Origin of the sequence: Streptomyces sp. NPDC013457, assembly GCF_043089925.1 — a bacterium.
In the GTDB taxonomy this organism is placed as follows: Bacteria; Actinomycetota; Actinomycetes; order Streptomycetales; family Streptomycetaceae; genus Streptomyces.
In genome coordinates, this window is the sequence record NZ_JBICBL010000001.1 from 1,168,720 (window position 1) to 1,188,940 (window position 20,221).

18 protein-coding genes and 1 pseudogene are annotated in these 20,221 nt (G+C 71.4%); 8 read left to right on the forward strand and 11 right to left on the reverse strand.

The annotated features are described in order from the left end of the window. The first annotated feature begins 54 nt into the window (after window positions 1–54). Complete coding sequence (locus tag ACF1G2_RS05305) at window positions 55–633, forward strand: hypothetical protein (RefSeq protein WP_391796944.1); 579 nt, start codon at window positions 55–57, stop codon at window positions 631–633. A gap of 39 nt (window positions 634–672) precedes the next feature. Further along, a complete protein-coding gene (locus tag ACF1G2_RS05310; protein WP_391796945.1) occupies window positions 673–1,263 on the forward strand; it encodes a TIGR03086 family metal-binding protein in 591 nt (196 codons plus the stop codon). A gap of 325 nt (window positions 1,264–1,588) precedes the next feature. Here ACF1G2_RS05310 and ACF1G2_RS05315 read toward each other — a convergent pair whose 3' ends face one another. From ACF1G2_RS05315 to ACF1G2_RS05355, 9 genes are all read right to left on the reverse strand, one after another. Beyond that, window positions 1,589–2,299: an aspartate/glutamate racemase family protein gene (locus ACF1G2_RS05315; protein WP_391796946.1), complete on the reverse strand. Its 711-nt coding sequence runs from the start codon at window positions 2,297–2,299 to the stop codon at window positions 1,589–1,591. Between the two features lie 56 nt (window positions 2,300–2,355). Further along, complete coding sequence (locus tag ACF1G2_RS05320) at window positions 2,356–3,804, reverse strand: nucleobase:cation symporter-2 family protein (protein ID WP_391796947.1); 1,449 nt, start codon at window positions 3,802–3,804, stop codon at window positions 2,356–2,358. A 326-nt stretch (window positions 3,805–4,130) separates the two neighbouring features. Next, window positions 4,131–5,522 carry an 8-oxoguanine deaminase gene (locus tag ACF1G2_RS05325; protein WP_391796948.1) on the reverse strand — a complete coding sequence of 464 codons (1,392 nt, stop codon included), beginning with the start codon at window positions 5,520–5,522 and terminating at the stop codon, window positions 4,131–4,133. 76 nt (window positions 5,523–5,598) lie between these two features. After that, window positions 5,599–7,101 (reverse strand): nucleobase:cation symporter-2 family protein, encoded by a 1,503-nt coding sequence (locus ACF1G2_RS05330; protein WP_391796949.1) that lies wholly within the window; start codon window positions 7,099–7,101, stop codon window positions 5,599–5,601. 70 nt (window positions 7,102–7,171) lie between these two features. Then, window positions 7,172–8,095, reverse strand: coding sequence for a factor-independent urate hydroxylase (pucL, locus tag ACF1G2_RS05335; RefSeq protein ID WP_391796950.1), 924 nt, complete (start codon window positions 8,093–8,095; stop codon window positions 7,172–7,174). Window positions 8,096–8,100: 5 nt separating this feature from the next. After that, window positions 8,101–8,493: a hydroxyisourate hydrolase gene (uraH, locus tag ACF1G2_RS05340; RefSeq protein ID WP_361443398.1), complete on the reverse strand. Its 393-nt coding sequence runs from the start codon at window positions 8,491–8,493 to the stop codon at window positions 8,101–8,103. Continuing rightward, the gene (gene uraD / locus ACF1G2_RS05345; protein ID WP_391796951.1) at window positions 8,490–9,017 is read right to left on the reverse strand and encodes a 2-oxo-4-hydroxy-4-carboxy-5-ureidoimidazoline decarboxylase; all 528 of its coding nucleotides are present in this window, start codon (window positions 9,015–9,017) and stop codon (window positions 8,490–8,492) included. The genes uraH and uraD overlap by 4 nt, the downstream gene beginning before the upstream one ends. A gap of 156 nt (window positions 9,018–9,173) precedes the next feature. Continuing rightward, window positions 9,174–9,512: a helix-turn-helix domain-containing protein gene (locus ACF1G2_RS05350; RefSeq protein WP_391797048.1), complete on the reverse strand. Its 339-nt coding sequence runs from the start codon at window positions 9,510–9,512 to the stop codon at window positions 9,174–9,176. A gap of 44 nt (window positions 9,513–9,556) precedes the next feature. Beyond that, window positions 9,557–9,805: a hypothetical protein gene (locus ACF1G2_RS05355; protein ID WP_352189185.1), complete on the reverse strand. Its 249-nt coding sequence runs from the start codon at window positions 9,803–9,805 to the stop codon at window positions 9,557–9,559. A gap of 140 nt (window positions 9,806–9,945) precedes the next feature. Here ACF1G2_RS05355 and ACF1G2_RS05360 point away from each other — a divergent pair, with 140 nt between their 5' ends. The 4 genes from ACF1G2_RS05360 (at window position 9,946) to ACF1G2_RS05375 (ending at window position 14,575) form a co-directional block, all read left to right on the forward strand. After that, window positions 9,946–10,779 (forward strand): TIM barrel protein, encoded by an 834-nt coding sequence (locus tag ACF1G2_RS05360; RefSeq protein WP_391796952.1) that lies wholly within the window; start codon window positions 9,946–9,948, stop codon window positions 10,777–10,779. Window positions 10,780–10,912: 133 nt separating this feature from the next. Further along, on the forward strand, window positions 10,913–11,803 hold the full coding sequence (locus ACF1G2_RS05365) for a 2-hydroxy-3-oxopropionate reductase (RefSeq protein WP_391796953.1): 891 nt from the start codon (window positions 10,913–10,915) through the stop codon (window positions 11,801–11,803). Window positions 11,804–11,992: 189 nt separating this feature from the next. Continuing rightward, on the forward strand, window positions 11,993–13,450 hold the full coding sequence (locus ACF1G2_RS05370; protein WP_391796954.1) for a catalase: 1,458 nt from the start codon (window positions 11,993–11,995) through the stop codon (window positions 13,448–13,450). A gap of 459 nt (window positions 13,451–13,909) precedes the next feature. Next, window positions 13,910–14,575, forward strand: a complete 666-nt coding sequence (locus tag ACF1G2_RS05375; RefSeq protein WP_391796955.1) for a DUF1524 domain-containing protein — start codon at window positions 13,910–13,912, stop codon at window positions 14,573–14,575. Here ACF1G2_RS05375 and ACF1G2_RS05380 read toward each other — a convergent pair. Next, window positions 14,511–15,713, reverse strand: coding sequence for an MFS transporter (locus tag ACF1G2_RS05380; protein ID WP_391796956.1), 1,203 nt, complete (start codon window positions 15,711–15,713; stop codon window positions 14,511–14,513). The genes ACF1G2_RS05375 and ACF1G2_RS05380 overlap by 65 nt on opposite strands. 77 nt (window positions 15,714–15,790) lie before the next feature. Between ACF1G2_RS05380 and ACF1G2_RS05385 the strand changes: the two genes are divergently transcribed. Then, window positions 15,791–16,810: an ArsR family transcriptional regulator gene (locus ACF1G2_RS05385; protein WP_391796957.1), complete on the forward strand. Its 1,020-nt coding sequence runs from the start codon at window positions 15,791–15,793 to the stop codon at window positions 16,808–16,810. A 9-nt stretch (window positions 16,811–16,819) separates the two neighbouring features. Here the strand turns inward: ACF1G2_RS05385 and gcl are convergent, their stop codons facing one another. Beyond that, window positions 16,820–18,607 carry a glyoxylate carboligase gene (gene gcl, locus ACF1G2_RS05390; RefSeq protein WP_391796958.1) on the reverse strand — a complete coding sequence of 596 codons (1,788 nt, stop codon included), beginning with the start codon at window positions 18,605–18,607 and terminating at the stop codon, window positions 16,820–16,822. A gap of 943 nt (window positions 18,608–19,550) precedes the next feature. Here gcl and ACF1G2_RS05395 point away from each other — a divergent pair. Then, window positions 19,551–20,069: pseudogene (locus ACF1G2_RS05395) on the forward strand (hypothetical protein); the annotation flags it as partial. Window positions 20,070–20,221 lie beyond the last annotated feature (152 nt).

The window sequence follows — 20,221 nt, forward strand, 5'->3', positions numbered from 1 at the left end:
GTGGGGTGCGCTTCACTGGCTTCGTCACTCTCAGTGACCGAACGAGGGGGGATCATGACGGACCGTACGATCTACACGACACTGGCCGGGCTGCGCGGGCGGGGCTGGAGCGACGCGATGGTGCGCGACCTGCTGGGCGCGCCCGATGTGCAGGGACGGGATCCGCGGCGGTGGTCCGTCGCGCCCGTGCGGCTGTATCTGATGGCGCGGGTGGAAGCGGTGGAGAGGACGCCGGAGTTCACCCGGTGCGCGGCGGTCTCGGGCAGCCGCTCCTCGGCGGCGGAGGCGGGGGCGGAGCGGCGGCGGCGCGCGGTCCTCGCCGCGATCCGGGCACAGCCGATCGAGGTGCCCCGGCTTCCGGCGGTGGAGCTGGAGCGGCGCGCGGTGCGGCACCGGCATCTCCTCGGGGCGCGCAGCCCCGGCGGGGTGGGGGCCGGGGCGCTGGTGCGGTGGCAGGTGAACTACCTCCGGCACGCCCTGTCGCGGTACGAGTACCTGCTCGACGGGCTGTACGGCTCGACGGGCCGGGCCGAGGCCGAACGGCTCCTGCGGCGGAGGGTCTACGAGGCGATCGCGGCGGCCTATCCCGCGCTGGCGCAGGAGTGCGGGCGTCGCATCGGGACCGAGCGATGAGTTCCGGCGCCCCCGGCGGTCTGCATCTGCATGGAGAACATGGAGCACATCGATCTGGGATCGGCCGCGGCGCGGGTGGCACGACTCGCCGAGGGCATCGGCGACGAGCGGCTCGGGGACCCGACGCCGTGTCCCGAGTACGCGGTACGGGAGATCCTCGCGCATCTCACGGGGCTGAGCGTGGCCTTCCGCGACGCCGCCCGCAAGCACGTCGGGGAGACGACCGGGACGCCGCCCGGCTCGGTCCGCCCGGTCCTGGCCGAGGACTGGCGCACGGCGCTGCCGAAGGCCCTGGACGAGCTGGCGGCGGCCTGGCGCGAGCCGGGGGCGTGGGAGGGCGACACCCAGGCGGGCGGTGTCGAGATGCCGGCGGCGGTCATGGGGCAGGTCGCGCTGAACGAACTGGTGATCCACGGCTGGGACCTCGCGCGGGCGACGGACCAGCCGTACGAGGTGGCGGCGGAGGATCTGGCCGTGTCCGAGGCGCTGTTGACCCCGGCGGACGACGCCCCGCCCGAGGACGGCTTCTTCGGCCCTGTCGTCACGGTCCCGGACGACGCGCCCCTGCTCGACCGCGTGGTGGGCCTGAGCGGCCGCCGGCCGGACTGGACCCCGGAACGCCCGGAGTAGGACGGTCGGGGCCTGAGGGCGTCTCGTCGATCAGGCCGGATCAGGGAGCGGGATCCGGTGCGCGCGATCGCAAGGCGGAGGAGGGAGCCGGCGCGGAGCGTCGGCGACCGACGACCACGCGGCGTGGGGGCACCTCCCGTGCCCGAAGGGCTACGGGGGAGTGCGTGCCAGACCCCGCGAGCCCGGCATGACCGGCGAGACGCCCCCTAGGGGGCGGCCCGGCGCGAACGCCCGACTGCGCGCGGCCGCAGGGGCGGCCGCGGCAGCGTGGGCCGGGGCGGCGGGCGAGAACCCGTCATGCGGCTCGTGGAACCGGCGCGCCTGCCTACAGCAGCCTCGTCACGCGGTGGCAGGCCGCTCGGATCGGGGCGATCACCGGGACGGTGAAGCGGGGGCGCAGGGCCTCTGCGGCTTCGCCGAGTGGGCCGCCGCCGACGACCACGGCCCGGGCGCCGTCCCGTACGACGCACTCACGGACCGCGCGGGCCAGGGCTTCGGTGAGCGCGGCCGGGTCGGCGGACAGGGCGTGGGGGTCTCCTCCGGTGAGGCGGAGGCCGGTGAAGCGGTCGCGGAGGCCCAGCGCCGTCACCGCGTCGGCGATGGGACCCGCCAGGCGCGGGGTCGTCGTCGCGATGCCGAAGCGAGTGCCCCCGGCGGACGCCTCCAGGATCGCGGCCTCCCCGATGCCCACGACCGGGACCGGGGCGAAGGCCCGCAGCTCCGCCACGCCCGGGTCGCCGAACGCGGCCACCAGCAGCGCCGCGCAGTCGCCGGAGGCGAGGGCCCGGCGGCCGGCGGCCACGACCTCGGGGGCCGCGGCCCGCAGGGCGGCCGGGTCCGTGAGCATCCGGGGACCGCGCGCCGCGGTCACCCCGCGGACGCGGACCGCCGGCCCGAGGGCCCGGCGGGCGATCCCCGTCATCATCGCGGTCGTCGCCGCCGAGGTGTTGGGGTTGACGAGGACGACCGCCGGCACGGCGAGTTCGGCGGCGGGGGCCACCTCCGAACGGGGGCCGGAGCCGGCCGCCCCACGCACGACGCCGGCCCCCGCGTCACACGCGGGAACCGGCTTGTCGGGCGGGGTGGAGGCGCTCAGTGGACGTGCGCCGCCTTGGCCGTGCGGGTCTCGGAGATCTCCTCGCCCGGCTCCATGGGCGCGGTGACCGTGTCCTCGTCGCCGCGCCTGCCCAGGTGGTTGAAGACCAGGTTCAGCAGGACCGCCGCGACACAGCCGGTCGAGATGCCCGAGTCCAGGATGATCTTCGCCGTCTCCGGGAAGGCGTGGTAGAACTCCGGCTCCGTGATCGGGATGATGCCGACGGCCAGCGAGACCGCGACGATCAGCACGTTGTTGTCCTTCTCCAGACCGGCCTTGACCAGCGTCTGGATACCGCTCGCCGCGACCGATCCGAAGAGGACGACGCCCGCGCCGCCGAGCACCGGCCGCGGGACGACCGAGATCAGCGAGGCGGCGACGGGCGAGAGGCCCATCAGGACCAGGAAGCCGCCGCCACAGGCGACCACGAACCGGCTGCGGATCTTCGTCATCGCCACGAGCCCGATGTTCTGGGCGAAGGCGCTGCACATGAAGCCGTTGAAGAACGGGCTGATGGCCGAGCCGAGCGTGTCGGCGCGCAGTCCGGCCGCGATGGTCTTCTCGTCGGCCGGCCGCTCGACGATCTCACCGAGCGCCAGCATGTCGGCGGTCGACTCGGTCATCGAGACCAGCATGACCACGCACATCGAGATGATCGCGGCGACCGCGAACTGCGGGGCGCCGAAGTGGAACGGCGACGGGAAGCCGACGACGGACGCCTCCGCCACCGGGCTGAAGTCCGTCACCCCGAACGGGATCGCGATGACCGTGCCGATGACCAGGCCGACCAGGACCGCGATCTGCTTCAGGAAGCCGCGGGTGAAGCGGCGCAGGACGAGGACGACCACGAGTGTGATCGCGGCGAGCGTGAGATAGGTCGTCGAACCGTAGTCCTTCGCCGTCGGGTTGGGCCCTTGGGCCCAGCCGAAGGCGACCGGCAGCAGCGAGACACCGATGAGGGTGATCACGGTGCCGGTGACGACCGGCGGGAAGAAGCGGACGAGCTTGGAGAAGTACGGGGCGGCTATGAAGCCCAGCACACCGGCGACGATGATCGCGCCGAAGATGATCGGGAGCGCGTCGGCCTTGTCGTCCGTGGTGTCGACGATCGCCAGCATGGGCGCGACACCGGCGAAGGTGACGCCGTTGACGAACGGCAGCCGGGCGCCGATCTTCCAGATGCCGAGCGTCTGGAGGAAGGTGGCGAGCCCCGCGGTGAAGAGGCTGGCTCCGGTGAGGAAGGTCAGCTCGGTGCCGGAGAGTCCGACGGCCGCGCCGACGATCAGGGGCGGGGCCACGACCCCGGCGTACATGGCGGCCACGTGCTGGAGGCCGCTGGTGAACATTCTCAGGGGCGGCAACGTCTCGTCGACCGGATGCTTCTGGTCTTCGGTGTCGGCGCTGGCGTCGTGTGCATCATTGCGAAACCTGGGCTTGGCGGCCACGGCGGTTCCTCCGGTCGGTTACACGTCGGCGGTGACGCGGATGTCAGGGAGGTGGTGCAAAGGGGTGCAGTCGTGCGCCTCACGGTGTGCGGCTCATGAGGATGTGGCGGGGTGCCACGGGGTCTTCGGGTGCTGCGGGGACATACGGTCGAGCGGCTGTGGGGGTACCGCCCGGTCGTGCCCCGGGAGGGGGGACACGTCGACCGTCCGGAGGGTGCCGTACCTCTTTTCGTACGGGCACCCCCCGTCCGGCCGGCCACGGACCCCGCTCGGGTCCGCGGCGACCGACCGAGGGCCGTCCCCCTCGGTCGGACTCCTTGGGGAGGTCAGCCCTGGGCCGTGATCCGGGCCAGGCGCTGCGCCTCCGCACGCGCGTCGCGCGCGATCGCCTCTTCGTCCGCGAAGAGCAGGCGGTTGTTCTCGACGATCTGCTTGCCGTTGACGAACGAGGCCGTCACCGGGGCCGCGGCGCCGAACACGATCGCGGTGACCGGGTCGGCGATCGAGGAGTGGCCGAGGCCGTCGATCTTCCAGAGGACGAAGTCGGCGAGCTTGCCGGCCTCCAGCGAGCCGATCGAGTCGGCGCGGCCGAGGACCTGGGCTCCGCCGAACGTACCGAGGCGCAGGGCCTGGCGGGCGTTGAGCGCGGCCTCGCGGTGGGCGCCGAGGCGGTTGATGAGAAGCGCGTTGCGCAGCTCGGTGTGGAGCTCGCCCGACTCGTTGGAGGCGGTGCCGTCGACACCGAGGCCGACCGGGACGCCGGCCCGCAGCATGTCCGGTACCCGGGCGATGCCGGCGGCCAGGCGCGCGTTGGAGGACGGGCAGTGGGCGACACCGGTCTTCGTACGGGCGAAGGCCTCGATGTCGGAGTCGTTCATGTGGACGCAGTGCGCCATCCACACGTCCTCGCCGAGGAAGCCGGTGGACTCGAAGTAGTCCGTCGGGCCCATGCCGAAGAGCTCGTGGCAGAACTTCTCCTCCTCCACGGTCTCCGAGCCGTGCGTGTGCATGCGCACACCGAGGCGGCGGCCGAGCGCGGCGCCCTCGCGGAGCAGTTCGGTGGAGATGGAGAAGGGGGAGCAGGGGGCGACGGCGACCTGGGTCATCGCGTCGAAGGAGGCGTCGTGGTACTTCTTCACCGTCTCCTCGGTCGCCGCGAGGGCGCCCTCGGTGGTCTCGACGGCGAAGTCCGGCGGCAGGCCGCCGTCCTTCTCGCTGCGGTCCATCGAACCGCGGGCGAGGGTGAAGCGGACGCCCATGTCCTGGGCGGCACCGATGATGGCGCCGGACAGGTCGCCGGAGCCCTTCGGGTAGACGTAGTGGTGGTCCATGGCGGTGGTGACACCGCCGCGGGCCATCATGGCCAGCGAACCCTGGGCGGCGACGCGGACCATGGCCTCGTCGATGCGGGCCCAGGTCGGGTAGAGCGCGACCAGCCAGTTGAAGAGGTTGTGGTCGGTGGCCAGGCCCCGGGTGATCCACTGGTAGAAGTGGTGGTGCGTGTTGACCAGACCGGGCGTCACCAGATGACCGGTGGCGTCGATCCGGCGGACCACGTTCTCCAGGCCCTCGGGCGCCTTGCCGGCGCCGATGGACTCGATCTTGTTGCCGGCGACGACGAGGTGGCCGGTGGCGTACTCGGTGTCGTTGGCGTCCACGGTCGCGATCGCACAGTTCTCGATGACGATGCGCTCGACTGCTGCCGAAGGTGCTGCCATGGCGGTGCTTCCTTCATTCCTCGGGGGTTGGGGTTCCCTCCACGAAGGAGTCGTGGGGGGAGGGCACGGCAGGACCCTAGGAGGATTTGAGTGCCGGAGCCGCGTGACGGGTCCGGGTGCCGAGATGGTGGAAGAACAGGTTGAGCGTGACCGCGACGAGCGCTCCGGCGCTGATGCCGGAGCCGAGCACGGTCTGTGCCCAGGCCGGGAAGTCGGCGTAGAAGGCGGGCGCGGCGAGCGGGATGATGCCCGCTCCGAGCGCGACGGCCACCAGGATGATGTTGGAGCTGTCGTCGAGTCCGGCTTCCGACAGGGTACGGATTCCGGAGACGGCGATCGAGCCGAAGAGGACGATGCCAGCACCCCCGAGGACGGGCATCGGGACCATCGACACGACCGCTCCGAGGACCGGGAAGGCGCCGAGGACGAGCAGGGCGCCACCGGCGACGGCGACGACGTAGCGGGAGCGGACCCGGGTCAGGGAGACCACTCCGACGTTCTGGGCGAAGGCCGAGGTGGGGAATCCGCCGAAGACGGGGCCGAGGAGCGTGGCGATGCCGTCGGTCCGCAGGCCCCGGGTGATCGTGCCTCCGTCGCTCCTGCGCCCGCAGATCTCGCCGAGGGCGAGCATCCCGGCACTGGACTCGGTCATCAGGACCAGCATCACGATGCACAGGGAGAGGATCGCGGCGGGCTGGAACTCCGGTGCGCCGAAGGCGAAGGGGGCGGGCAGCGCGGCGACGGGCGCCTCGCGCAGCGCGGTGAAGTCGGCCATCCCGAACGGGATCGCCGCCACGGTGCCGATGAAGAGGCCGAGCAGCAGGGCGATCTGCTTGACGAAGCCCTTGCCGAAGCGCTGGAAGAGCAGGATCACGACGAGCGTGAATCCGGCGAGCGCCAGGTACTTCATGGCGCCGAAGTCGGCGGCCTCCTTGTTCCCGCCCTGGGCCCAGGTCACGGGCACGGGCATCAGGGTGACGCCGATCAGGGTGATCACGACGCCGGTGACGAGCGGCGGGAAGAAGCGGAGCAGGCGCCCGAAGAAGGGGCCGACGGCGAGGCAGAAGACTCCGGCGACCATCACCGCGCCGTAGATGGCGGGGAGTTGGTGGCCGGGGGCGCTGGTCTCGGCGATCGCGAGCATCGGGGCGATGCCGGCCGAGGAGGCGGCGTTGACGAAGGGGAGCCGGTTTCCGGCGAAGCGGCCGGCCCCGAGGGTCTGGAGGACGGTGGCGCAGCCGGCGATGAGCAGGCTCGCGGCGATGAGCCGGGTCATTCCCGCGGCGTCCAGGCCGACCGCCTGACCGATGATCAGTGGAGGGGTGACCACGCCCGCGTACATCGCGGCGATGTGCTGGAGCGCGGCGGGAACGAGCCGCGAGGCGGGGAGCTTCTCGTCCACCGGGTGGACCTCGGCCGCGGTGAGCGCCGTGACGACCGGCGAGGTGACCGCCGAGCCGGCGGGCGGAGTGACCGCCGTGGCGACCGGCGGAGTGAGGGCCGAGCCGACCTGCGAGGTGTCCGATGGGGTGGAACAAGGGCCTTCGGCAGGTGCCGGCCCCGTTGCGGGCTGTGCCATGGGTACGTCCCTCCGGTGGTGGCTGCCCCCGCCCGACTGCGGGCGGGCGGGGGCGGCCACGCGGTGCCGCCTAGAGGTTGGTCATGTCGACCGGGATCTGCGCCGTGGCTCCGTCACGCAGCACCGTGGCCTCGATGAGGCCGTAGGGGCGGTCGGCGGCGTAGTAGACCTCGTTGTCGTTCTTGAGCCCGAAGGGCTCCAGGTCCACCAGGAAGTGGTGCTTGTTCGGGAGCGAGAAGCGGACCTCGTCGATCTCCGAACGGTGGTTGATGATGCGCGTGGCCATCTGGTAGAGCGTCTGCTGCAGCGAGTACGAGTACGTCTCCGAGAAGGCCTCGAGCATGTGGCGCCTGGTCTGCGCGTAGGACTTCTCCCAGTTGGGCATCCGCTGGTCGTCGTCGGTCCAGTTGAACCGCCAGCGACCGGACACCTGCGTGGCCAGGATGCGGTCGTACGCCTCCTGGAGCGTCGTGTACTTGTCCTTGATGTAGCCCCAGAACTCCGAGTTGGTGGAGTTCATGACGATGAGGTCCTTGAGGCCGGAGATGACCTCCCACTTCTCACCGTCGTACGTGATCTGGGTGACGCGGGTCTCCTGGCCCTTGCGGGCGAAGGAGTGGTTCACCTCGTCCGAGCCGATGAACTTGGAGTTGGCGTCGGAGCTGGCGATCCGCTCCCACGAGTACTCCTCGATCCGGATGCGCGCCCGCTTGATCGGCTCCTGGCTCGTCACGAAGTGGCGGGCCAGGTGGATGCCGAACTGCTCGGCCGACTCGATCCCGTACTCCTTGGCGAAGGCGTACACGGTGTTCTTGGTCGTGTCGGTGGGCAGGCAGTGGGCGTTGGAGCCCGTGAGGTGGACGTCGTCGAGGTCGCCGGAGAGGGCGACGGAGACGTTCAGGTCCTTGATGTGGTGGGTGGCGCCATCCCGCGTGATCTTGACGACGCGGTTCTCTGCTTTGCCGTACTGGTTCTGGCCGAGAATCGTGGGCATGTCTGCTAGCTCCCTCGGTAAACGGAGTAGCCGAACGGGTTGAGCAGCAGCGGTACGTGGTAGTGCTCGCCCGGAGTCACCGCGAAGGTGATGGTCACTTCCGGGAAGAACGCGCCGCTGTCCCTTACGCGGGGGGCGTCCTGCTGCGCCTCGGCTTGCTTCTTGTTGAAGAAGTACGTCTCGGTCTCGAAGTCGAGACGTACGTGGGTGGTGCCCTCCGGCAGGGCCGGCAGGTCCTTGCAGCGCCCGTCCGCGTCGGTGGCGGAGCCACCGAGCGGGACCCACTGCGCGTCGGAGCCGCTGCGGGCCGCGAGCGTGATGGCCACGCCCTCGGCGGGGCGGCCGATGCTGGTGTCCAGGATGTGGGTGGACACCGAAGCCGTGGTGTCGGTGCTCATGCGTTCTCTTCCTCGTTCCCTGCGCGCTCTACGAGACGGGTCAGCCTGATGCGGTTGATCTTGCCCAGTTCGGTGCGGACGATCTCCCGCTCCTGCTCGGGCGAGTTCTCGATCCGCTCGCGGACCGCGTCACGCATCTGCTCACCGGTCCTGCCGGTCGCGCAGATCAGAAAGACATGACCGAACCTGTCCTGGTACGCCAGGTTGAGTTCGAGCATCTCGGCCTTGAGCTCCTCGGAGGCACCGGCCATCCCGCTCTGCTCGCGGGAGGAGGTCGGGTCCCCTGCCTTCGGACGACCGATCGGCGGGTGGCCCGCCATCGCCTCGGCCAGATCCTCCGCGGTCAGTTCGGCCATGGCGGCGTCGCTGGCGAGGAAGAGGGCTTCGACGGTGGCGTACGGGCGCTGGGCGAGAAGCTTGCTCCCCCACGCCGAGCTGGAGCACACCTCGTGGAGCGCGGCGACAGCGTCGCTGTCCGCCGAGGTGTTGAACCGGGTCAGACCCGGTGTCGTACCTGAAGTCACGGGAAGCCTCCGTGGCTGTTTTTCGCTGTGCGTCGGACGGGCTGCGGATAGCTAACGCCCTCCCGCAACACCACGTCAACACTTTGTTGAAAACTCGGTGACACAAAGGCCGTCGTCCCGACATCTGGACGACGGCCTCCGGCCATGCATGATCAACTAACCGTTCCCGGCGGCCTTTTCCCTGTTCAGGGCGGTCTCCCGGTTCAGGTAGTTGTACACGGTGAAGCGGCTGACACCCAGTGCCCCGGCCACCGTCTCCACTCCATGACGTACGGAGAAGGCGCCACGCGCCTCCAGCATCCGGACCGCCTCCTGCTTCGCCTTGCGGTCGAGCGAGGCGAGCGGCATCCCGTGCCGGCGCTCCATGGCCGCCAGGATGTGGTCCAGCGAGTCCGAGAGCTGGGGAAGCCGTACGGCGATCACGTCCTCACCCTCCCAGGCGAGCACCACGTCGTCGGCACCGGCCTGCTCGGGACCGAGTATCTCGGCGCCCATCGCGTCGACCAGCGGCTTGACCGCCGCCACCAGGGGGTGCTCGGTCACGACTCCTCCCCGATCACGTTGACCTGGAGGGAGACGCGGGTCGCGCCGGCCGCCAGGGACTTGCGCAGCAGCGCGTCGACGGCGGTCAGGACCTCGTCGGAGCCGCCTTCCGCGGTGTTGCCGAACGGACCGACGTCCACCGCGTCCAGGTCGGCGGCCTGGATGACCTCACGGGCCACGACCGCGTGCTCCGGCGCCTCGTCCAGGTCGAACGGCTCGGTCGTGAACTCCACTCTCAAACGCACCATGGCCCCACGCTACTGGCCGGAACGGCACCGACGGCAGCCCTGAGCTGCCGGACCCTCTTGACAAGTGCGCGGCTCCCCTTGCAACATTCCGTCAGACAGAAAGTTACTTCCGCAATACGGAAGGAGCGCCGCCCCTCATGGGATACACGGACCAGCGCTTCGATGTGAACCTGTCGATCCTCTTCACGGAACTCCCGCTCCTGGAGCGCCCCGCGGCCGCCGCCGCGGCGGGCTTCACGGCGGTCGAGCTGTGGTGGCCCTGGATCGACACCGCCACCCCCGCCCAGAGTGAGCTCGACGCTCTCAAGAAGGCTCTGGACGACGCCGGCACCCAGCTGGTGGGCCTCAACTTCTACGCCGGGCAGCTGCCGGGTCCCGACCGCGGCGCGCTCTCCGTGCCCGGCGAGGAGTCGGACCGCTTCCGCGCCAACATCGAGGTGGCGGCCGACTTCGCCGCCTCGGTCGGCTGCACGGCGCTCAACGCGCTCTACGGCAACCGCGTCGAGGGCGTCGACCCACAGGTCCAGGACGCCCTCGCCCTGGAGAACCTGGTCCTGGCGGCCCGCGCGGCCGACCGGATCGGCGCGATCCTGCTGGTCGAGACCCTGAACAAGCCGGAGTCGCCGCTCTACCCGCTGGTGAGCGCCCCCGCCGCCATCGAGGTCGTCGACAAGGTCAACGCGGCCACCGGGCTCGGCAACGCCAAGTTCCTCCTCGACATCTACCACCTGTCGATGAACGGCGAGAACGTCAGCCAGGTCATCGCGGAGTACGCCGACAAGACCGGCCACGTCCAGATCGCCGACAACCCGGGCCGCGGCGCGCCGGGCACCGGTGAGCTCCCCCTGGAGCAGCTGCTCGACGAGCTCAAGAAGGCCGGTTACGACGGCTGGGTCGGCCTGGAGTACAAGGCCGCCGACGCCGCCGCGTCCTTCGCGTGGCTCCCCGCCGAGGCCCGCGCGGCCCGCTGACGCCGGACGGGGGCCGACACCCCCGTCCGCACGAGCCCCTCGTGGCTCCGGCCCGGCCTCGCCGGCCGCGGACCGGCGCCACGGCGCGGGCGTCAGCTCCCTCTGACATCGCACAACCCCGAGAGGTACCCCAATGAGCAACCTCCCCAAGATCGCGTGGATCGGTCTCGGCATCATGGGCTCCCCCATGTCCGAGAACCTGATCAAGGCCGGCTACTCCGTCACCGGCTACACCCTCGAGCAGGACAAGCTGGACCGCCTCGCCGCGGCCGGCGGCACGGTCGCCGCGTCGATCGCCGAGGCCGTCAAGGACGCCGACGTCATCGTCACGATGGTGCCCGCCTCCCCGCAGGTCGAGGCCATCTCCTACGGCCCCGAGGGCATCCTGGAGAACGCCAAGTCGGGCGCGCTGATCGTCGACATGTCGTCGATCACCCCGCAGACCTCCGTGGACCTGGCCAAGAACGCCAAGGAGAAGGGCATCCGCGTCATCGACGCCCCTGTCTCCGGCGGCGAGGCCGGCGCGATCGAGGCCGTGCTCTCGATCATGGTGGGCGGCGAGCAGGCCGACTTCGACGAGGCCCTGCCGATCCTGGAGGCCCTCGGCAAGGTCATCGTGCTCTGCGGTCCGCACGGCTCCGGCCAGACCGTGAAGGCGGCCAACCAGCTCATCGTCGCCGTCAACATCCAGGCGTGCGCCGAGGCCGTGGTCTTCCTGGAGAAGTCCGGCGTGAACCTCCAGGCCGCCCTGGACGTCCTCAACGGCGGTCTGGCCGGCTCCACGGTCCTGACCCGCAAGAAGGACAACTTCCTGAACCGGGACTTCAAGCCCGGCTTCCGGATCGACCTGCACCACAAGGACATGGGCATCGTCACCGACGCCGCCCGCAACGTCGGCGCCGCTCTCCCGGTCGGCGCCGTAGTCGCCCAGCTCGTCGCCTCCCTGCGTGCGCAGGGTGACGGCGGCCTGGACCACTCGGCCCTGCTGCGCGCCGTCGAGCGCCTCTCCGGCCAGCAGGTCTGATCCCGCGCCCCGGACACGGGGCCCAGACTTCCGGTCGGCGGCGGCGCTGACAACCTGTCCTGTCGCGCCCAGGCGCCGCCGCCGCCCGGAACACCCTCCTTCGTTTTCAACAAACTGTTGACGTTCGCTTCAGCTGCTCCTTACGCTCCTGACACCGTCACCAGTGCAGCTCCCGTACGGAAGGTCACGATGTCGAAGCGCGTGCTTACGACCGAGTCCGGCGCCCCCGTCGCCGACAACCAGAACTCCGCCACCGCCGGCGTCGGTGGCCCCATCCTCCTCCAGGACCAGCACCTCCTGGAGAAGCTCGCGCGCTTCAACCGTGAGCGGATCCCGGAGCGCGTGGTCCACGCCCGCGGCTCCGGCGCGTACGGGTACTTCGAGGTCACCGACGACGTCACCGGCTTCACCAAGGCCGCCTTCCTCTCCGAGGTCGGCAAGCGGACCGAGACGTTCATCCGCTTCTCCACCGTGGCCGACTCGCTCGGCGGCGCGGACGCCGTCCGTGACCCGCGCGGCTTCGCCCTGAAGTTCTACACCGAAGAGGGCAACTACGACCTCGTCGGCAACAACACCCCGGTGTTCTTCATCAAGGACCCGATCAAGTTCCCCGACTTCATCCACTCCCAGAAGCGCGACCCCTTCACGGGCAAGCAGGAGCCGGACAACGTCTGGGACTTCTGGGCGCACTCCCCCGAGGCGACGCACCAGATCACCTGGCTCATGGGCGACCGCGGCATCCCCGCCTCGTACCGTCACATGAACGGCTACGGCTCGCACACGTACCAGTGGACGAACGAGAAGGGTGAGGCCTTCTTCGTCAAGTACCACTTCAAGACGAACCAGGGCATCCGCTCGCTCTCCGCCGAGCAGGCCGCCGAGACCGTCGGCAAGGACGCGAACTCGCACCAGACCGACCTGCTGCAGGCCATCGAGCGCGGCGTGAGCCCCTCGTGGACCCTGTACGTCCAGGTCATGCCGGCCGCCGAGGCCGCCGAGTACCGCTTCAACCCGTTCGACCTCACCAAGGTGTGGCCGCACGCCGACTACCCGCTGCAGCGCGTGGGCCGACTGGTCCTCGACCGCAACCCGGACAACGTCTTCGCCGAGGTCGAGCAGGCCGCGTTCTCCCCGAACAACTTCGTCCCGGGCATCGGTCCCTCGCCGGACAAGATGCTCCAGGGCCGCCTCTTCGCCTACGCGGACGCCCACCGCTACCGCCTCGGTGTCAACCACACCCAGCTGCCGGTGAACGCCCCGAAGGCGACCGTCGCCGACAACTACGGCCGCGACGGCTTGATGGCCACCCGCCAGGGCTCGCGCCACGACAAGAACTACGAGCCCAACTCGTACTCCGGCCCCGCGCAGACCGACGAGGCGCTCGCCGCCCCGCTGGCGATCCACGGCTGGACCGGCACCCACGCGGCGCCCGAGCACGCCAAGGACGACCACTTCTTCCAGGCCGGCGAGCTCTACCGCCTGATGTCCGAGGCCGAGAAGGGCCGTCTGATCGCCAACATCGCCGGCGGTCTGTCCCAGGTGTCCCGCGAGGACGTCATCGAGAAGAACATCGCGCACTTCGCCGCCGCCGACGCGGACTACGGCAAGCGCGTGGCCGAGGCGGTCCGCGCCCTGCGCGAGGACTGATCCACGGCGGCATCCAGACCGCGTACGGCAGATGACGGGAGGTCAGATGCCGTACGCCGTCCGGACCGACGGCCCGGATGAGGGGTGGCCGGCGGTACGGACAGCGTGAGGACCGCGGCGGCGACGAGCCAGTGCGGTGGTAAGGGCGGACCAGGCCCCTTCTTGACCTGAAGGAAGGGTTCCCGGTCCATCCGTCGCCGTCGCCGCGGTCCCAACGCCCCACCTCCCCCCAAGACTCCGCCCGGCGGCGCGAACGTCCTGTCGCGCCAGCCTCGCACCGTCGGGCGGGCACAACGAGAGCGCGGAACCAGGTTTACGGTCCCTGGTTCCGCGCTCTTTCGCGTCCCTGCCGGGGCCGCGCCCAGCGCATCGTTTCTGCGGTGAAGATCCACACCCGCTCGGGCGAGCGCACCGCGATTCGCCCTCCGTGCGCCCTCCCCCGCCGCTATCCAGTCGCACATGATCAAGAACTTGGTGCGGGGCCTGGCCCCGCTGGCGCTCATCCTGTCCCCGCTCGCCGTCCCCTCCCCGGCGCTCTCGGCGAACGTCGTCCTCTTCCCCGACGCCCTCGCCGACCTCACCGAGGCCGCCGAGGACCCCGCCGGCTACAAGGTCTCCGCCTTCCCGCACTGGAACGCCGGCCTCGACCCGGCGGACGGCTGCGACACCCGCGCGGAGGTCCTCCTGGAGGAGGCCGTCGACGCCCCGAAGGCCGGCACCGGCTGCGTCCTGACGGGCGGCAGGTGGACCTCGTACTACGACGGCCAGACCGTCACCGACCCCGCCGCGCTCCGTGTCGACCATGTCGTCCCGCTCGACGAGGCCTGGGAGTCGGGCGCCTCGGCCTGGACCGCGGCCCGGCGTGAGAAGTACGCCAACGACCAGGGCGCGCCCGGCACGCTCGTCGCCGTCACCGCCCGCAGCCAGAAGGACAAGGCGGGCCGTGACCCGGCCGACTGGGTGCCGTCGGCCTCCACCCAGTACTGCCGCTACGTCGCCGAGTGGGTGGGCACCAAGCTGCGCTGGGAGCTGAGCGCCGACAAGGACGAGGTGGAGGCGCTCAAGCTGTTCGCTGACGGGCCCTGCGAGGAGACCGTCGTGGTCCGCTCGAAGGCCCCTCGGTGAGGACGAGCGTCAGCGTGACCGCGAGCGAGGCCAGGGCGAGCACCACCATCGCCGTCCGCGGCGAGGTGAACTGGGCGACGGCGCCGGCCAGCGCCGCGCTCAGCCCCTGGAGGGCGAGCATCCCCGAGGAGTGCAGCCCGAGGGCGTGACCGCTCAGCTCGTCCGGAACGAGGGCCGTCAACCGCTCCTGGTACAGCAGGCTCGCGCCGTAGCCGATCGCGGAGACGGTCACGGCCGCGAGCGCCCAGGGCAGGCCCGGGTCCAGCGCGAAGCACAGGAACGGAGCGGCGAGGAGCGCCTGGAGCGGGGCGGCGAGCCGGGCGCGGAGGCCCTTCGGGACGAACCGGCCCACGATCGTGTCCCCCGCCAGCATCCCGAGCGCGCCGCAGGCGAAGAGCAGCCCGGCGCGCTCGGGGGCGTACGGCACGAAGAGCGACTCGCAGCCCACGATCAGCCCGTTGGGCACCCACAGCGCGAGGTACACCCGACGGCGGGCGCGCGAGGACCACAGCCGTCGGTTGTTCCGCCAGGTCTGGGCCGGCGAGGGCCGGCCGCCGGCACGCGGGGCGCGCCGGGAGAGGCCGAGGCGGGCCAGGAGGGCCGCGGCGAGGTAGAGGGCGGCCCCGGTCAGGACGGTGCCGTGCGGCGAGAGGACGGCGACGAGCAGGCCGCCGGCCGCGAACCCGGCGATCTGGCAGGCGCCGGACGCCATGTTCAGCACGGAGCGTCCCAGCAGATAGCCCCCGCGGGGCAGGACCTCGCCGAGGAGCCCGTACCGCACACCCCCGCCGACGGAGCCGACGAGGCCCTGCGCGAGCAGGATCGCGAAGACCGCCGCGACCGGCAGCCCCGGGACGGCCGTCGCCGCGCTGCCCACGGCGTGGAAGAGCGCCGTCCCGGCGAGCGCGGCGCGCGGTGGGAGCCGGTCGGCGGCGGAGAGGAGCGTGGCGGCGCCGAGAAGCTGGGCGAGCGCGGGCCCGAAGAGGGCGAGGGAGGAGAGGAGCGGGGAACCGGTCCGGCTGTAGACGAGCGTGGCCAGTCCGAGGCCGGCCACCGTCTGGGCGGCGACCTGGACGGAGCCGGTGAGGAAGAGCGGGGTGAACTCGGGGATACGGAAGAGCTCGCGGTAGGTGCGCATGCGGCGGAGTCTGCGGGGGCCGGCGGGAGGGCCGTTATTGTTTCGCATGGGGGCGAAACAAGGGGTGGGGGCGGAGCATGGGCTGGTGGCAGATCGACGCGGACGCGCTCGCGGGGAGCAGGTTCCTGCTCTCGCCGCTGGCCGAGACGACCGCCGCGCTCCAGACGCTGGATCTGAGGTCGGCCGCCCATCCCGGCGAGCGGGCGTGGCTGGAGGCCCATCTGCCCGCCTATCGGGCCCGGTTGGCCGCCGACCCGGTCGAGGCTCTGCTGGTCCCGGCCGCGCTCGGCACCACGTGGAACGCCGACTTCGTGACCCCCACACCGGTGGGCGACGGCGAGCGGAGCTTCGAGGAGGAGCTGTCCCGTATACGCGAGACACCGCCCGCGGCAGCCGTGGCGGACCTGGCGGTGTCGCTCGGCGGGCCGGTCCCCGAGCCGCTGGCCTCGGCGACCGATCTCCCGCACCGGATGGCGGAGTTGCTCACCTGGGTGTGGCGGGAGACGGTCCTGCCGACCTGGCCGCGGCGCCGTCGGATCCTTGAGGCCGATGTGCTGGCGCGCACCGCGCGGCTGACCCGGGAGGGCTGGGCGACCGCCCTGGACGAGCTGAACCCGGGCCGGACGCGCTGGCTGGGTGACGGCCGTCTCCAGGTCAACTCCCGTGACTACCCGCCGCGTTCGGTGGCGGGCGGGCAGCTGGTCCTCGTGCCGGTCACCCCGAGCCGGGGATGGGTGTCCTGGGAGGGTACGGAGCGGTTCGCGATCGTCTACCCGTGCGCCGGAGCCCTGGCAGGGACCGACGGCCCGGCCGTGCCCGAGGCGCTCGGCGCACTGCTCGGGAACGCACGGGCCGGGGTGCTCCTACGCCTGGAATCCCCTCTGTCCACGAGCCAGTTGGTGGCGCTGACGGGACAGGGTCTGGGGTCGGTGGGGCGGCATCTGAAGGTGCTGCTGGACGCCCGGCTGGTACGGCGGAGAAGGGCGGGCCGCTCGGTCCTCTACGACTGGACGGAGGCCGGGGCGACGCTGGTCCGGGCGCAGGACGCACGGAGCGGCCCCCGCTCCGGTGCTCTCGGGGCGGGGGCCGTCCGGTGACGGGGCGGATCAGACCTTGAGGGCCTTGATCGCGGTCGGCGCGTGGCCGGGCTCCGTCGCGAGCTCCTCGAACTCGGTGACGTCGCTCATGTCGACCGTCTTGCTCATCGCGATGTTCGTGATGCGCTCCAGGATCGCCTCGACGACGACCGGGACCTGGAACTCGACGGCCATCTTCTTGGCCTGCTCCAGCGCCTCGCCCAGCTTGCTCGGGTCCTCGACGCGGATCGCCTTGACGCCCAGACCCTCGGCGACCTTCACGTGGTCGACGCCGTAGACGCCGATCTCCGGGGTGTTGATGTTCTCGAACTCGAGGTTGACCTCGAAGTTGATCCCCAGACCGCCCTGCGCCTGACGGATCAGGCCCAGGTAGGCGTTGTTCACGAGGACGTGGACGTAGGGGACCTTGTGCTGGGCGGCGACCGCCAGCTCCTCGATCATGAACTGGAAGTCGTAGTCGCCGGAGAGGGCGACGACCGGGGTCTCCGGGTCCGCGGTGGCGGCACCGATGGCGGCCGGGATGGTCCAGCCGAGCGGGCCGGCCTGGCCGCAGTTGATCCAGTGGCGCGGCTTGTAGACGTGCAGGAACTGCGCGGCCGCGATCTGCGAGAGACCGATGGTGGTGACGTAGCGCGTGTCCGGGCCGAAGGCCTTGTTCATCTCCTCGTAGACGCGCTGCGGCTTCATCGGGATGTTGTCGAAGTGCGTACGGCGCTGCAGGGTGGCCTTGCGCTCCTGCGCGGAGTCGGCCCAGGCGGAGAAGTCGGGGAGCTTGCCCGCGGCCTTCCACTCCTTGGCGATCGCGACGAAGAGCTCCAGGGCGGCCTTGGCGTCGGAGGCGATGCCGTAGTCCGGGGCGAAGATCTTGCCGAGCTGGGTCGGCTCGATGTCGACGTGGACGAACTTCCGGCCCTTGGTGTAGGCCTCCATGTTGTAACCGGTGTGACGGTTGGCCCAGCGGTTGCCGATGCCCAGGACGAAGTCCGACTCCAGGAACGTGGCGTTGCCGTAGCGGTGCGCGGTCTGGACGCCGACCATGCCGGCGGCCAGCGCGTGGTCGTCCGGGATGGTGCCCCAGCCCATGAGGGTGGAGATGACGGGGATGTTCGTCAGCTCGGCGAACTCGACCAGCAGGTCGGAGGCGTCGGCGTTGATGATGCCGCCACCGGCGACGATCAGCGGGCGCTCGGACTCCAGGAGGAAGTTCAGGGCCTTCTCGGCCTGCGCACGGGTGGCCTGCGGCCTGTAGACCGGCAGCGGCTCGTACGTCTCCGGGTCGAACTCGATCTCGGTCAGCTGGACGTCGATCGGCAGGTCGATGAGGACCGGGCCGGGACGGCCGGAGCGCATCAGGTGGAACGCCTGCTGGAAGACGCCGGGGACCTGCGCGGCCTCCAGGACCGTGGTGGCGGCCTTGGTGACGGGCTTGGCGATCGTGGCGATGTCGACGGCCTGGAAGTCCTCCTTGTGGAGCTTCGAGACCGGGGCCTGGCCGGTGATGCACAGGATCGGGATCGAGTCCGCGATCGCGGAGTACAGGCCGGTGATCATGTCGGTTCCGGCGGGGCCGGAGGTACCGATGCAGACACCGATGTTGCCCGCCTTGGCGCGGGTGTAGCCCTCGGCCATGTGGGAGGCGCCCTCGACGTGGCGGGCGAGGGTGTGGGCGATGCCGCCCACGTTCTTGAGCTCGCGGTAGAAGGGGTTGATCGCCGCGCCGGGCACGCCGAACGCGTTGGTGACGCCTTCGCGCTTGAGGATCTCAACGGCCGCTGCGGCGGCGGTCATACGAGGCATGGAGGGCTCCTGCTTCGGCCAGGCGGAAACGGGTGCGCCACCGGCTCGTGGGCTCGTTTCCGTATTGCGGAAGTATTGTTCTACTATGTGGAAGCAATGTAGGTCGGGGGGTCGAGAGTCGTCAAGGGAGTGGGGTCGGACGTTGGCCGAACTCACTCCCCTCGCGTGGCGGATTGGTGGACGATGGGGTCGGGAAGACAGGGGGTTCGCCGTGGGGTTCGGTGTGGGTGACTCGGTTCCGGTGCGGTGCCCGGAATGCCTCCGTACGCAGCCGTACGCGGCTCCCGTCTTCCCCTGCGCGTGCGGCACCCCGGTCGTGCCGCCGCTGCTCACGGGGGCGACGGGCGAGCCGGTCACGCACCGCAACTGGACGGACGAGTGGGTCACGGTCCGCTGCGCCGCCTGCGGCCGTGAGGACGAATGGCCCCACCCGGAGCTCGGCTGCAGCTGCGGCACGGTCCTGCGCGTTCCCGTGAGTCCGCCGGACGGCGGACCCGGGGCGGGCGGCGGTACGGGCCTGGGACCCGGCGCGACGGCCGGTACGACGACGGGCGGCGCCACGAGCCATGGCGCGGGCGCCGACACGAGCACCTGGCCGCGCGGCCGGGGCGCGGGCCCGGCCACGGACGCGGCCGCGCTTGACGGGTGGACGGAGACCGACCACGAGACGGACCACGAGACGGGCCACGGGACCGATCACGAGACGGGTCACGGGGCGGGTCACGGGGCGGGCGCCGAGCCACGCGGCGACGCGGAACCGGCGCCGGGCGGCTGGTTCACGCCGAGGAGCACGACAGGCGACACGGGCGGTACCGGCAGCGACCCGGGCGGCAGCCGCACGGGCGGTACCGGCGACCCGGGCGGCACCCGCGGGATCGGAGACGTCGGCGGGATCGGGCATACGACACGGGGCCGCGCGGGCGGCGAGGACGCCGGCCTCGGGGGCGACCCGCACCCGCCGGCCGGGCCCTCCGAGAGCCGCGCCCACGCCACACCCGGAACGAGCGGGCACCGCTCCTTCGCCGAGCGCTACCCCGCGCACATCCCGCTGCCGCCCACCGCCGCGCACCCCGCCCCGCCGAGGCCGTCGTTCCGGCCGATGACCATCCGTACGGCCCGGGACGCGGTCGCCACCTCGGCCGGGTATCTGCGCTGGCTGGGGTTCCGGGACGTCGTCCAGCCCGAGGAGCGGTCCGCGTCCGGCGTCGACCTCCGGGCCCCCGGGCTCGTCGCCCAGGTCGACCCGAGCACCCGCCCCGCCACCCTGCGGGCCGTCGAGTGCCTCTGGCTCAACGGTCTCAGCAACGCGGCCGTGAGCGTGTTCTTCTCCCTCGCCGGCTACACCCCGGAAGCCCGGTCCCGCGCCGACGAGCTGGGCATACCGCTCTTCGTCCTGGACCTCACCGGCACGCCCCAGCCCGTCAACACCCCGGCCGACGAACTGATCACCACCGGCGCCTAGGGGGTGTCCCGCCCTTCCCCTGCGCCTGCCGCTCGGCGGCCCGCGAGTCACCCCCGTGCGGGGGAAGCCCCGAAGCCGGTCCTCTGCTCAAATTGACCTCAGATTTCGGCCATTCACGCGTGATGATCACCCTACGCCGGGCACAACACCCT

Bases quoted from the DNA above. Each gene is read 5' to 3' on its own strand.
- ACF1G2_RS05375 (WP_391796955.1), top strand. From the start codon at position 13,910: ATGATCAAGAACTTGGTGCGGGGCCTGGCCCCGCTGGCGCTCATCCTG.
- ACF1G2_RS05380 (WP_391796956.1), bottom strand. From the start codon at position 15,713: ATGCGCACCTACCGCGAGCTCTTCCGTATCCCCGAGTTCACCCCGCTC.
- ACF1G2_RS05330 (WP_391796949.1), bottom strand. From the start codon at position 7,101: ATGGCACAGCCCGCAACGGGGCCGGCACCTGCCGAAGGCCCTTGTTCC.
- ACF1G2_RS05385 (WP_391796957.1), top strand. From the start codon at position 15,791: ATGGGCTGGTGGCAGATCGACGCGGACGCGCTCGCGGGGAGCAGGTTC.
- ACF1G2_RS05325 (WP_391796948.1), bottom strand. From the start codon at position 5,522: ATGGCAGCACCTTCGGCAGCAGTCGAGCGCATCGTCATCGAGAACTGT.
- ACF1G2_RS05365 (WP_391796953.1), top strand. From the start codon at position 10,913: ATGAGCAACCTCCCCAAGATCGCGTGGATCGGTCTCGGCATCATGGGC.
- ACF1G2_RS05370 (WP_391796954.1), top strand. From the start codon at position 11,993: ATGTCGAAGCGCGTGCTTACGACCGAGTCCGGCGCCCCCGTCGCCGAC.
- ACF1G2_RS05360 (WP_391796952.1), top strand. From the start codon at position 9,946: ATGGGATACACGGACCAGCGCTTCGATGTGAACCTGTCGATCCTCTTC.
- ACF1G2_RS05310 (WP_391796945.1), top strand. From the start codon at position 673: ATGGAGCACATCGATCTGGGATCGGCCGCGGCGCGGGTGGCACGACTC.
- gcl (WP_391796958.1), bottom strand. From the start codon at position 18,607: ATGCCTCGTATGACCGCCGCCGCAGCGGCCGTTGAGATCCTCAAGCGC.
- ACF1G2_RS05350 (WP_391797048.1), bottom strand. From the start codon at position 9,512: ATGGGCGCCGAGATACTCGGTCCCGAGCAGGCCGGTGCCGACGACGTG.
- ACF1G2_RS05305 (WP_391796944.1), top strand. From the start codon at position 55: ATGACGGACCGTACGATCTACACGACACTGGCCGGGCTGCGCGGGCGG.
- pucL (WP_391796950.1), bottom strand. From the start codon at position 8,095: ATGCCCACGATTCTCGGCCAGAACCAGTACGGCAAAGCAGAGAACCGC.
- uraH (WP_361443398.1), bottom strand. From the start codon at position 8,493: ATGAGCACCGACACCACGGCTTCGGTGTCCACCCACATCCTGGACACC.